This is a genomic window from Gemmobacter caeni, assembly GCF_003054195.1.
In the GTDB taxonomy this organism is placed as follows: Bacteria; Pseudomonadota; Alphaproteobacteria; order Rhodobacterales; family Rhodobacteraceae; genus Gemmobacter; species Gemmobacter caeni.
Map to the genome: position 1 here is coordinate 255,637 of NZ_QBKP01000002.1, position 12,658 is coordinate 268,294.

General features: G+C 65.9%; 8 protein-coding genes. 5 read left to right on the forward strand and 3 right to left on the reverse strand.

Annotated features, from left to right (window positions below; all coding sequences use genetic code 11):
* Positions 1–13: 13 nt before the first annotated feature.
* From C8N34_RS04075 to C8N34_RS04085, 3 genes are read right to left on the reverse strand one after another with little or no spacing between them, the layout of a single operon-like run.
* Positions 14–655, reverse strand: a complete 642-nt coding sequence (locus C8N34_RS04075) for a type IVB secretion system apparatus protein IcmL/DotI (protein WP_108127917.1) — start codon at positions 653–655, stop codon at positions 14–16.
* Positions 624–4,088 (reverse strand): CHC2 zinc finger domain-containing protein, encoded by a 3,465-nt coding sequence (locus C8N34_RS04080; protein ID WP_158640506.1) that lies wholly within the window; start codon positions 4,086–4,088, stop codon positions 624–626. Before C8N34_RS04080 ends, C8N34_RS04075 begins: the two co-directional genes overlap by 32 nt.
* A 2-nt stretch (positions 4,089–4,090) precedes the next feature.
* The gene (locus tag C8N34_RS04085; protein WP_108127919.1) at positions 4,091–4,483 is read right to left on the reverse strand and encodes a hypothetical protein; all 393 of its coding nucleotides are present in this window, start codon (positions 4,481–4,483) and stop codon (positions 4,091–4,093) included.
* A gap of 843 nt (positions 4,484–5,326) precedes the next feature.
* On the opposite strand from C8N34_RS04085, the gene C8N34_RS04090 reads away from it, so the two are divergent.
* The 5 genes from C8N34_RS04090 to C8N34_RS04110 all read left to right on the forward strand — a co-directional run bounded on the left by C8N34_RS04090 (position 5,327) and on the right by C8N34_RS04110 (position 12,492).
* Positions 5,327–5,725: a hypothetical protein gene (locus C8N34_RS04090; protein ID WP_108127920.1), complete on the forward strand. Its 399-nt coding sequence runs from the start codon at positions 5,327–5,329 to the stop codon at positions 5,723–5,725.
* 50 nt (positions 5,726–5,775) lie between these two features.
* On the forward strand, positions 5,776–6,465 hold the full coding sequence (locus C8N34_RS04095) for an HNH endonuclease signature motif containing protein (protein ID WP_108127921.1): 690 nt from the start codon (positions 5,776–5,778) through the stop codon (positions 6,463–6,465).
* A gap of 106 nt (positions 6,466–6,571) precedes the next feature.
* A complete protein-coding gene (locus C8N34_RS04100; protein WP_108127922.1) occupies positions 6,572–8,047 on the forward strand; it encodes a hypothetical protein in 1,476 nt (491 codons plus the stop codon).
* 8 nt (positions 8,048–8,055) lie between these two features.
* Positions 8,056–11,115 carry an ATP-binding protein gene (locus C8N34_RS04105; protein ID WP_108127923.1) on the forward strand — a complete coding sequence of 1,020 codons (3,060 nt, stop codon included), beginning with the start codon at positions 8,056–8,058 and terminating at the stop codon, positions 11,113–11,115.
* 27 nt (positions 11,116–11,142) lie between these two features.
* Entirely contained in the window at positions 11,143–12,492 is a 1,350-nt protein-coding gene (locus C8N34_RS04110) for a hypothetical protein (RefSeq protein ID WP_145693563.1), read from the forward strand.
* Positions 12,493–12,658: the final 166 nt, after the last annotated feature.

The window sequence follows — 12,658 nt, forward strand, 5'->3', positions numbered from 1 at the left end:
GGGGTCCCCCTCCTTAGCGGCCCGTGCGCATGGTGATGCGGGTGATGCCGATGGCGCTCGGGCTCTCCCAGGTCGGGACCCGGGAGACGATCACCTCGGCGAGCAGCTCCTGGGTGGTCCGCTCGCTCGCGGACTGGTAGGTCACCCGGAGCGGGATCTGGAGCGTCCAGCTGTAGCGCCCGCGACTGTCTACGCCCCGACCGGTGATCACCGCCCCGTTGGCGATGGCGGTTGAGACGAGGTTGCGTTCCTGGATGAAGGTCAGGATTTTCGCATTCTCGAGGGCGAGCAGGAAGTTCTCATAGCCCTCCGGACGCTGGAAGTAGCGGCTCGCCGCCGCCAGGTCCTGACGCCAGTTCGCGAAGTCCATCGTCATGGCGGTTGTTACCGCCTCGACCGCGAAGTTCGTGACCTGGCCGTCCTGAAGGAAGGGCTGGTTGACGGCGACGAGCGGGATGATCCCGCCGTCCTCCCGTGTTGCGAAATACCGGGGCTCAGGCTTGCTCGTAAAGGCCCAGTAGGCCATCGAGACCGAGACCAGGGTCACGACCCCCATCACGCCGAGCGCCAAGGAGGCGAGATGGAAGCCGCGCTTGTAGGTCTCATACCGGTCAAGCTTGGCCTCACTCGCCCCGAACCTGTTCGTCCCCGCCATTCGTCACATCCCCGCCAAGCGAAAGAATTTCAAGAGGCACCTCGACAGAGCGATAGGTCCCGCCCGGGAACCGGATCGATCCGCCTTTTCGCACACCTTTCGCCTGGACCATAACATCAGCGTAGTTCCCCGCGTAAGGTGTCTTCTCCAGATACTTCTCGATATGCGTCGACTTTTTGTGGATAAGCAGGCAGTCCGGCCTCTCCCCGGGCTGGGCGGCCCGACCGAAGACCTTGGCCCGCTCCTTGTGCGGCATGCGGGCCCACTCGTCCGGCGGTATCGCGGCGATGACCCGATCCTGGGAGATCCCGAGGCGGATCCCGATCCGGTGCAGGCTGCGCACCGCCTCCTCCGCAGCGATCGTGTCCTCATAGGGGTAGGTCCCGAGGGCGATCTCGATCAGCTCGATCAGGCTGAAGGTCCTGGTCCCGAAGGAGACCGTTTCAACCTTGATGTCGGTCGTGAACAGGTGCTGGAACAGGCGGACATGGTCCTTGTCCTCGCTGACCTCGGAGGCCTGCGCGACAAGACCGTCGAGCATGTTGAAGGTTTCACGGGCCCAGGAGATCGCCGCCGCCTCGTTCTCCGGCAGCCCGTCGCGCAACAGGACCCAGGCCCCCGCGAGATAGGTCCCGTAGACGTCGATCAGACGACGTTCCAGCCCGTAGCCCGAGAGGGCGTTGAACATGATCTGGCAGGTGTCGAGCATGCGCCGGCCGCTCATGATCATCCGGGCCATGAACCGACGTGAGAAGTCCTCGGTCAGCAGGCGTTCGGCCGGCTCCTGGAGCCGCTCGACGAAGTCGTAATGGTTCAGGCCCTGAAGCAGATGCGCACGGCCGAAGCGGGTGTTGTCCGCCGCCTGGGTCAGCTGCGGCGTGATCGAACACATCAGGAAGGTGGAGGCGATCGCGTATTGACGCTGTCCCTTCCCGCCCGGGACCCCCTGGGCGACGACGGACTTCCCGGGGTCGGCGGAGTGACGTGCGAGCCGGATGATCCGGGTCATCCGGTTGCGGTCCTCCATCGTCTCCCCCTCCGCCTCATCAAAGATCAGGGGGAAAGCGTGCATGTTCAGCAGGTTCCGCAGGCCGGACTCGGTGCTGTCCGCCTTCACGTTGACCCCGTACTCGCAGAAGATCCGGTTGATGATATTGTTGATGATCCAGCTCTTGCCCACGCCACGCTCGCCGCTGAGCCACAGGTGGGGACGCCAGGGGAGGATGCCGCAGAGCGGACCGATCGCGAGCCAGCCGAAAAGGTTCAGGATCGACACGGCGCGGGTCTCGGGGGCCCAGTTCAGGTTCTCGATCAGCTCGAGCAGAGCCCAGGCCTCCGGGGAGTCCGCCGGAAGCGGGTTGTCAAAATCGGGCATCCCGCAGAACCGGCCGGAGATGTAATTCTTTTGGCCCCGGAAGGCGCGGATGCTGACCGGGCCATCGCCCTCGACCCAGAGTCCGCGACCGTTGTTGAACACGATCCGGTTCCCGTCCGTCCAGGCCCCCTGACCGGCCTGGTTCTCGGCCTTGTACTGGCCGACCCGGTAAGTGGTCTTCACCAGGGCGTTCACCGCGGACTCCCAGTCCGTCTTGATGATCCCGTTCCGATCGGCCGCGGTCGGGAAATGCCGCACCCACCATTCGCTCGGGGCCAGGTGAATGAGGAAGTTCGGGCGCATCGTCGAGGGGTTCAGGTCGAACACCTGTCCCGACAGCATGGACATGAAGTAGCTGACCCCGCTCTCATAGCCGAGGCAACGGAAGAACGGGTTCTCCATGACCATCTCGACCTGCGGGTCGCGTACGAGATCATCATTCCCCCCCTCGTCGGGGAGGACGACCTCCTCCTCGGTCAGATCCGTGACCGGGTGAGGCGCGTCCGGCGCACGGGCCGGCAGCGGATCCTCGGCGTCAAGGACGAGCGGGGCGGGGCTCGTTTCCGTGACCGGCAGGAGATCCAGAGGGTCCTCGTTGACACGGCTCTCCGCGGTTGCGTCCTGACTCATCTCCCCCATCTCCCCTCTCTCGTTCTCGCGCATAAGATCGTCCCAGATTCGGACCTGGACCGCCGTCTCGTCATGGTCAAAAGGGACCGGTTCGTCCGCCTCCTCGCGGACCGGTCGGTCGGTCTCGAGGTATTGAGGCTCCGGGGTCAGCGGGATGCCTTCATCCTGAATTTTCGCAAAAACGCGATCAGCCGACCAGCCCTCCGCCTCCGCGTCTGCCAGGTCCCAACCGTGCTTGACCCCCTCGATCGGGGTGATCCGGGCGAAGGAGATACGGGACGGGTCCGCCCCGGCGCGCATCAGCGCGTAGCCCAGGCCGTTGACGATCTCGCGTCCGTATTTCTTCTGCCGGTCGATCACCTCGCCGTCCGGCCTGCTGATCGGCGTGTCCGCGTCCGGCCAGACCCGCACCCGGACCGGGCCCTCGATGCCGGCGATCGCCGTGGCAAGTTCGGTCCAGTCCGCGTGCAGGGCGCTGCTGCCGCCCCCGAGCGGGGAGAGCACGATCCAGCGGTCCGCGTCCGGGGCGCTGCGGAGCAGGCGCCGCGCCGCGTCGGCGGTCTTCTCCCCCTCGACGATCAGGATGTCGCGCCCCCCGGCGCCGGTCCAGCCCGTCAGACATTCCATCCCGTAGACGGGACGCCGCGAGCCGACCGCAACGGAGCGCACCAGCCAGCCCATGCGACGTTCCGGATCGATCATCAGCTCGCGCGGCGCGGCCTCGGGCAGCTCGGCCAGACGGAAGGGCATGAACATCTTCACCCGCTTCTCCTGACCGTCCTCCTTCTTCATGAACTCAAGACGCAGGATCGAGAGGAGGAGCTGTCCGGAGGCGTTGCGGTATTCATGGACCATCTTCGGCCGATAGAACCGGGGTCCGGCGGGGGTCTCGCTGTTCCCCTCATGCCAGCCCTTCGCCACAAGGTTCGGGCGCGGTCTGCGCGCCCGCTCCGGGACCGGGAGGAGACCGTGATCCTTCAGATCCGCCGGGTGGGTGCTGCGGTCGCTGATGCGCGGACGGGGGCGGATCGAGGGGGCGGGCTTGGTGCCCTTGCGGGGCGCCTTCCCGTCCGGCTCCGGCATCTCCATGCCGACCTGGCGACCCGCCATGGCGAGCGCCTCCATGAAGGGGACGTTGAAGAAGTCCATGATGAAGGAGAACAGGTCCCCGTGGGCGCCACAGCCGCTGCCGAAGCAACGATAATAGCCCGCTTGCGGGTTCACGCTGAAGGAGGGGGACCGCTCATTGTGAAACGGGCAGCAGGCCATCCGCGCGACGGATCCGGCCCGCTTCGTGAAGGAGACCCCCGCCATCTCCTCGATGGCCCGGTCGATCGGCAACATGTCGCGGACCTGGTCCTTGAAGGCGCGGAGCTGATCGCGATAGCTGACGAGTTGGTCGGGTGATTTTTTCGCAGGACTCGGCATGCTCATCTCCCCGACAGGACGTGGTAGTAGTCGGACCCGCCGCTGCGCCATTCATGGGACGACTTGCAGGTGTCGCAGATCCGGTTCCCGGCCCCGTGCGAATGAAAGCTCGTTGCGCAACGCAGGCACTTTCTGATTTTCGCACCTTTCGCCTGCTCGAGCTCGCGCCGCTGCGGCAGGGAGAGACGGGACGCCTTGATCGCGACCGCGTTCTCCGCCCGGTCCAGGACATCCGCGATATCGGCGTTCGAGTGACGCAGGTGCCACATCTCGATGAGGGTCTCGATATCCTCCTCGGACCAGGGGCCGGTTCTGATTCGGGCCTCGTCCTCCTGATCCGCCGGGTCCGTTTCACCAGTCTTTCCCGAAAGATGTCGGTTCGTACTCAGTGTCATGCGGGCCTCCCGGTCTACGACGTGCGAAAAGCCTTATGACAGAGAAAGGCCGTGACATGCAAGCCCGTCCGTTCGGCCAGGCCATAAAGTTTGCGAAAAAAAATAACATCCGACGACCCTGATGAGCATCCTCCATGTCATGCAATCTCGGGAAAAGGATAGGATTGCCGCTCCTCCAGATGTCCAGACGTCCCAGAAATATGCGGAAGAGGCCTGTCACAGCGTCACGGCTGTCACAGCCTGTGTGACACCCCACTGTGACACCCCTAACCTTTTGAAAAACCTTATATTTATTTATATTTATGAGACGTGTCACAAAAAGAAAGATATATGTTCACGCACATACACGCACCCGCCCCTCACAGGCGCGCATACAGGCCCGCATACAGGCCCGCGCTCATGACAGACATATTTTCGAATTTCGGTGTGACGCTGTGACGGATTGAAAACAAAGGATTTTTCCGTCACACCATCAGGGATTTGGTCGGTTTTGTGACGTCGCGAGACGGATTTCGGGACTCTGGTGGGGCGAGAGCGGTCCGATCGACCCGGATCCGCCGCAGCCCTGGGGGGCCGCGCGGGCCGCCTGCGGATGCCGGCCAGGGACTGCGGCCCCCGACGGGGTCCCGGAGAGGGGGCGTCCCGTTCGCAACGCCCCCGGCGCCGGTCCCACCCGGTCGCGACCGTCATCCACATATTTGACATCCAGCGCCGGCGCGACATGTTGCGAAAAACGGGAATGCGGTGTATTTCTTGAGCCGAAGGCCGGATCTGCGCGCCTTTATCAACCAGGATACGCCCCGCACGGGCCCCTGAAACAGGAAGTGGGAACGGGAAAATCTCATGCACAAGACTCTTCTGAACACCCTGTCCGGCCGTTTCGCACGTCTCGGGCTCGTCGCAACCTCCCTGATGTGCTCCGCCTCCATGGCGATGGCGCAGAACAGCATGGGCGATATCGCGACCCGCCTGCGCACCCAGACCGGCCTGCTGACCGAATTCGTATCGGTCGTCGCCTTCATCCTCGGCGTCGGTATGGCGATCGCCGGGTTCCTGAAGTTCAAGCAGAACGCACAGAACCCGAACGACCCGTCTGCCAAGGTCTCGACCGCCTTCATCCTGATCTTCGTGGGTGCCGGGCTCGTCGCCATCCCGGCCGCGCTCGGAACCGGGATCGCCACCATCTGGCAGGGTGCCCAGCAGACCGACGCGAACAGCGGCTTCCGCGCCGTCGGGAACTGACAGGAACGGGGGCGGGATTCACCCGCCCCTTTCATTTTCTGGGGGGGGCCATGTTTCGAGACGTCCTGACCGGGCATCCGCGCCTTCTCAACCTTGGTGCGCGCGACCACGCCCTCATCAACGCCACCATGACCGCGGAGATCGCGACCGCCCTCAAATCCGGGGATTGGACCTGCCATGTCTGCGGTGTCCGCCTTGAGGGGCTCATGGAGATCGACCACCTGAAAGGGCATCGAAAATCGATCGCCGCCGAGCTCGCTCCGATCTGTCAGTTCTGTCATGATCTGCGACATCCGATGTGGGCGATGGCCCGAAAGAGGGCCTTCCCGGTCTACGCTCCGGACCTCGCCCAGAAGGAGCTGAGCCGCATGGCCTGGGCCCTGCTCGGGGAGATGACACGCGAGGAGGGGGGCGCGGTCTTCGAGGGGGTCCTGGGGGCGATCAGTGAGCGCGAGTCCGCCGCTTTCGACCTGCTCCAGGGGGAGAACATGGAATCCGCCCTCGAGGCGATCCTCGTGATCCGCGACCGGGAGGGGGCGGAGAAAGCGAAGCAGGTCGCAACAACCCTCGATGAGAGTCTGCGCTATCTGCCGGTCTGCGTCCGGGACGGCGAGCCGCTGACCCGATGGACCCCTGAGGGGTTCCGGCAGGTGCCGCTCGCGCTCTTTCACAAGGCGATGGGGCCCGCCCCGGACCTTGATCGGCTCGCCTCGGCCGCCGCAGAACTGCTCTCCGCCTGAAGGCGCGCGAACGGCGCTGTGGAGAACCCCCTTTTTCGTATTGGTCGCCCTGCCGGCTCAGGCTAGTGTTGCCGCGACCTTACGTTTTTTCGCAAGAGCCGGCTACATGAACCTTCGCCTCACCGATCTTGATCAGGACGACGTCACACCGATCGAGATGATGCGGGACCCGATTGGGGTTCTGCTCATCGACGACAAGGGCTGGTCCGCCGTCTCCGTCAAGGCGGGGGTATCGGAGACCGGGACCGGAACCCCGTCGGATCTCGCCGGGGGGATGAGCTGGGTCACGAACTGCGCCTATGAGACGATGCGTGCGGTCAGTATGGCGATCGGCCGGTCGGACGTCCGCCTCAAGACCTCGGACTGGTTCAAGCCGGATCTCGCGGAGATGCTGGACGACTGGGGCGCTGATCGTTACCCCAGGACCCAGCGTGCGGAGTTTCTCGCCCGCCTGACCGATCGGGTGATGCGGCTCAGCTTCGAGACGATCCGGGCGCACGGGGCGACCAGCGCGGCGCGCGAACAGGCGGTGTTGAGCCAGATCGAGCGGTCCGCCAGTCTCGCGACCGGGTTCCGCACCACGCTCGCCACCCAGATGGAGAAGGGGGCTCCGACCGACCGCAAGGTGGTCGCGGCCACCGTAGGCGCGATGAAGTTCGGCGCCTTCGCCCCGGAGGAGGCCTCGGTCTCGGACGGGGAGGTGCTGATGCGCCTCAGGCCGCCGCGGCTCTCCTATGCGGAGATGGTCCTGTCGAAACGGGTCCCGGCCGCCGGGAAATGGCAACAGGCGCATCTCGAGAGCAAGGATCTGATCACCGATCAGATGTTGTCCGCCCTGAAGGCGCTGGACCGTCCGGTCCTGATCTCCGCGCGGATCGTTCCGATCCGGGGCGCCGAGGACCCGATCCTGGCGACCTGGACCACCCCGAGCGGTCCCGGCTACGTGCGCAAGGCGTTCCCGCTCGAGGAGGTGGAGGTCCTGTTCGGGTCCTACCGGTTCCATGACCCGCTGGTCATGGTGGGTCCCGCCTGGAAGGAGCCGGCCGGCAAGGGGCTTCTCGACGCGCTGGTCAGCGCCTGCGGCGCGGCGGAGCTCGCGCATGCGAGCTGGTCCGCCGGTGTGGTGGCGGAGAACGTCCTGTGCGGGATGATGCGTCTCGGACGCGCCCCGAAGGGCGGGAACGAGGGGGTAACGGTTCCCGAAAGCGTCTGGATCGGCGCCCATGACCGGATCGCCATGCTTCCGATGATCCGCGCCCTGAGCGGCTTCGGCCTCACCCTCGTCGGCGGATACGCCGGAGGGGTCCGGTTCAAGGCGCCGGAGGATCCGGAGATGATCAGCTCCGCCGCGAATGCTGCCTGGGAGCTCGGGATGCACGCCCAGATGGGGCTCGCCCGCCGGATCAGGGAGATGGGGTCGAGCCTGAACGCGGACCGCGGCCTTTACGGGGGCGCCCCGGAGCGGATCCTCCTGCCCCTGCTGATGCAGACGGGCCGGACCGGTCAGCTGTGGAAGATTGACGAGATCATCGAGACGGACCCGGAGGGGCGCCCTGCCGCCTTTCTGGCCCTGTTCAGCTGAGAGGAAACATGAGCATTACCAGCAGCTTTGCGCGTATCATCAGCACCTTCATGAATGAGAGCCTCGCGGATATGATCCGCGTGGAGAGCATGGAGGATGACCGCACGCTCGTGCTCAAGGACGGGACCCTGCTGTCCATGATCCTCCTTGAGGGGGCCCTCAAGACGCCGGGTCAGGACGAGATCGCCGACATGGTCGAGCGTCTCCGTATCGCCCTCTCCCCCTATCTGTCGAGCCCGGGTCACGTGATCAGCCTTACCTTCATTCGCGACCCGAGCGCCGCGAAACGGGAGATCTCCAGCCTCGTCGAGCGGACCGGACGGGCGGCCCGCAGTCTCGGCCTCGATATCGAGGACGTGCTCGCCGAGCGGGAACGGGTCCTGTCCCGCAGGATGGTCTCGGAGACCTGTCTCGTCTCGATTTTCTCCCGCCCGGACGTGATGAGCGGGGAGGAGGCGGATGACGCGCGCAAGAAGGCGGGGGAGGTCACGAAAAAGTCCCCGGTCATGGCGCAGGCGCACAGCTTCACGAAGGTGATGGACGCGGTTTTCACCCGTCACCAGGCGCTTGCTGAGGCGGTCAACCGCTCCTTCCGGATCGTCGGGCAGCTCTCGCGGATCCTGACTGTCACCGAGGCGCTTCAGGAGATGCGCGCGGCCCTCTACCCGTCCACCTCGCCCCAGAAGGCGGAGTGGCAGCCGCGCCTTCCGCGCTGGGCGGGTGAGACCGTGTCGGCCCCGGCCGCCGTGATGATGCCGGAGACGGAGGCACAGATGAGGGGGCGGGACTTCTCTCACCTTTTCGCCCCCTCCTTCGACCTCCAGCTCGCGACAGAGGACTGTTTCGTCGAGAACTCCCGCACCGTCCGGATCGGGGACCGGATCTTCTCCGCCTTCGACATGACCCTGGCCCCCGAAACACTTCCGGACTTCGACGAGCTGGTGCTGGACGTCACCTCGAAGTCGAACGAGATCCCGTGGCGCTGCACCCTTCAGATCGAGTCCGGTGGGATGCACAGTCAGGCCCTCAAGGCGACCTTCCTGTCGATCTTCACCTTCGCGAACCCGATCCATAACCGGCGTATCCGGGAGGCGATCCTCGCGTTGCGCGAGATCGACGGGCAGATGGACACGGTGGTCAAGTTCCGGATGAGCTTCGCCACCTGGGCGGAGACCTCCAAAGGGGATGTTCTGCGGCGCAACGCCCAGATCCTGAACGGGGCGGTTCAGCGCTGGGGGAACAGCAGGGCGGACGGGGTCTCGGGGGATCAGCTCGCGACAACGCTTGCGACCGTTCCGGGGATTTCGATGGCGTCGACCGCCCCGGTCGCGGCGGCCCCCCTCTCGAACGCGCTCGCGATGGGGCCGATCGCGCGCCAGGCGAGCCCCTGGAAGCACGGCTCCGTCCTGTTCCGGACCGATGACGGGAAGACCTGGCCCTATCAGCCGGGCAGCTCGAAACAGACCACCTGGGTCACGCTGCTGGTCGGCACGCCCGGTTCGGGCAAGTCCGTGATGATGAACGCGATCAACTTCGCCTCCGCCATCTCCCCCTCCACCGCGGGCGGGAAGGATCCGGTCCTGCCCCGGATCGCGATCATCGACATCGGGCCCTCCTCGTCGGGCATGATCTCCCTGATCAAGGAGGCCCTGCCGGCCAATCGCCGTCATGAGGTCCTGTTCCGCAAGCTCCGTATGAGCCGGGAGGACGCGATCAACGTCTTCGACACGCAGCTCGGGATGCGTGAGCCGACCGCCAACGAGCGGACCTTCCTGATCAACTTCCTCACCCTGATCTGCGGGGACGGGACGAAGCCCCCCTCGGTCGCGATGCGCGGCCTGATCACCGCCTGTATCGACCGGGTCTATGAGGACCTCAAGGACGACAAGTCCCCGCGGCGCTACCTGCGCGAGGATGAGCGGGAGGTGGACCGGGCGCTGGACGAGATCGGGTTCGAGGCGCATTCCGAAACGGTCTGGTGGGAGGTGGTCGACGTCCTGGCGGAGAACGGCCGCCTCTATGAGGCGTCGATCGCGCAGCGTCATGCGGTCCCCACGATCGCGGACCTGGTGACCGCCTCGCAGACGGACCAGGTCTCCTCGCTCTACGCGAGCGCGCGTGACCCGGAGACGGACCAGCCGATCATGAACGCGTTCCAGCGGATGATCTCCGAGGTGGTCCGCGATTTCCCGATCCTGTCCACCTATACACGGTTCTCGATCGGCTCCTCGCGGATCGTCTCGCTCGACCTGATGGACGTGACCGCCTCCGGCGCGGGGCCGACCGCGCGCCGCCAGACCGCGATCATGTACATGCTCGCGCGCCAGATCCTGACCCGCGACTTCTTCCTCGACGAGGCGGAGTTCCGCTCCAAGGTGAACGTGGGGGTGCTCCCGTCCCTTTATCTGGAGTATCACGTCGAGCGGGCGCGCCAGAACCTCCAGCTGCCGAAGATCCTGTGCATGGACGAGTTCCACCGGACCGGGAAGATCGAGATGGTCTGTGACCAGATCCTCCAGGACGCGCGTGAGGGTCGAAAGTTCAACGTCGACATCAAGATCGCCTCACAGCTGATCGAGGACTTCCCGCAGTCGATCGTCGAGATCGTCTCCTCCCTGATCGTCTGCAACGCGGGCTCCGAGAACTCGATCAACTATTTTGACCGGATGTACGGCCTGTCCGAGGCGGAGCGCTATTCGATCCGCAACCACCTGACCGGACCGAGCGCGCGCGGCGCCCCGGTCTGGGCGATGTTCCGGCTGAAAGATGAGGGGACGGTCCGCCAGCGCCTCATCCTGACCCTGGGTCCGGCGGAGATCTGGGCCTTCTCGACGACCGCCGAGGACGTGGTCCTTCGCAGCCGGCTCTATGAGGAGATCGGACCGAGACTGACCCGTCAGGTGCTTGCACGCCGGTTCCCCGGGGGCTCCGCGAAGGCGGAGATCGAGGCCCGGATCGCCCAGATGGAGGAACAGGGTCAGCGGGTCGGGGAGAACGAGCGCGGCGACGTGCTCGGCGCCCTGGTCGAGGACCTGAAACGTCAGGCGTTCCTGATGGAAAACGTGTGATCCCGAGAACGGGACATGGGGGAATACATGAAGAAGATCATCGGGGCGGCGCTCCTGTTGCCGCTCCTCTCCACGCAGATTTCGGCGGAGACCGCCGCAGCCGCCCCCTCCGAGCCGCCCCGTGCGGATCTCGTCGTGACGGGGCAGGGGGGCACGCTCCGGGCGGCCGGATACCTGCTTGACGCGGAACAGGTCCGCCACCCGGAACAGGGCGGGGTGATCCTGTCCGGGGTCACCCTGACCCGTCCCGGACGGGACGGTCTCGTCCTGATCCGGCAGGTCGAGGTGTCAAACCTCGCCATCGCCGCAAGGCTCCTCGACCCGACCGGGCCCTGTCTTGCGACCGACGCGATGTCCGGGACCGTCACGGCCCGTGAGATCCGTTTCAGGCCCGACCAGGACCTCGGGGTCCCGGATGGACGTGAGGAGGTCCGCCTCCCGCTCCTGCGCCTTGAGGCGACCCAGATCGGATGCTCCCTTCAGGTCAGCGCCGAGGCGGACGGGGTGAGCGTTTCCGGTGTGGACGGGTCCCGGATCGATCTTGCGACGATCGAGGCGCGCGCCCGTCTCTCGGGCCCCTCGATGCACAACGTAGACCTGCGCGTCGACCTTTTAGGGATCTCCCTCAACACGGTTGAGGGCCCGGGCGGGCTCGCCGCGGCGGAGGCCGGGTTCAGCATGGTCGCCGACCTGGCCCCGGGCGGCCTTCTCGACCAGATCCGCTCTGACGCCCCCCTCCCCGACCTGATCAGCGCCGGACGGGACGGGGTTCTGCGGGGCGGGGCCTACTTTCGCGGACTCGAGCTCACCCCGGACCGGTTCCTCCCCGAAGGCGACCTCAAGCGGGTCAGGCTGGACGGCAAGGGTCCGATCCGCGGCGACTTCGATCTGACCGGATCGGTCGAACGCGGGGAGCTCCGGTTCCGGATCGCCTCCGACCTGTCCGGTCTCGCGGCCGGGGAGATCGCCCTGATCGGCGGACTCCCGGGCCCGAGCGCACCGGTCATCCCGGAGGCGATCAGCGCCTCCGTGCCGATCCCGGCCGATCTGATCGGGTCAACCCTGAGCCGTCTCTCCCTCAGCTGGCGCGACGACGGGGTCTCTGATCTGATGCGGGAGGTGCTCGGCCGGGACCCGGAGGGGGCCGCGCAGGCCCTGATCGGGGAGCGGGTCGAACGGGTCGCCGGACGCCTTCCGGGGGGGCTCTCCGCCACAGCGCTGGGCGCCTGGGGGGAGATTCGGAGAATTCTTCGGGACGGCTCCGGCACCGCGGGTCTGCGCCCGGAGCAGCCGGTGAGCCTGCTTGAGCTCGGCGTCTCCGGCCTGATGGGACCGACCCTGGCGGCCAGCCGGGCCGGGGCCTTCACCGGCCCCTGATCACGGCGCCGGGAACCCGATTCCCGGGTCCTTGCAGGGATCCGCCCCGCCAAACCTCCGGGTTGACGGGGTTCTTCGCGTTGCTGCGCGAAAATCGATCATCCTTTTCTTGCCAGAAGTGCAGAAAATGTATATCTGTTCACCATATCTAGTGGTGAGGCGCGGG

Excerpts from the sequence above, each read along its gene's own strand:
- C8N34_RS04075 (WP_108127917.1), bottom strand. The coding sequence starts at position 655 with ATGGCGGGGACGAACAGGTTCGGGGCGAGTGAGGCCAAGCTTGACCGG.
- C8N34_RS04080 (WP_158640506.1), bottom strand. The coding sequence starts at position 4,088 with ATGCCGAGTCCTGCGAAAAAATCACCCGACCAACTCGTCAGCTATCGC.
- C8N34_RS04085 (WP_108127919.1), bottom strand. The coding sequence starts at position 4,483 with ATGACACTGAGTACGAACCGACATCTTTCGGGAAAGACTGGTGAAACG.
- C8N34_RS04090 (WP_108127920.1), top strand. The coding sequence starts at position 5,327 with ATGCACAAGACTCTTCTGAACACCCTGTCCGGCCGTTTCGCACGTCTC.
- C8N34_RS04095 (WP_108127921.1), top strand. The coding sequence starts at position 5,776 with ATGTTTCGAGACGTCCTGACCGGGCATCCGCGCCTTCTCAACCTTGGT.
- C8N34_RS04100 (WP_108127922.1), top strand. The coding sequence starts at position 6,572 with ATGAACCTTCGCCTCACCGATCTTGATCAGGACGACGTCACACCGATC.
- C8N34_RS04105 (WP_108127923.1), top strand. The coding sequence starts at position 8,056 with ATGAGCATTACCAGCAGCTTTGCGCGTATCATCAGCACCTTCATGAAT.
- C8N34_RS04110 (WP_145693563.1), top strand. The coding sequence starts at position 11,143 with ATGAAGAAGATCATCGGGGCGGCGCTCCTGTTGCCGCTCCTCTCCACG.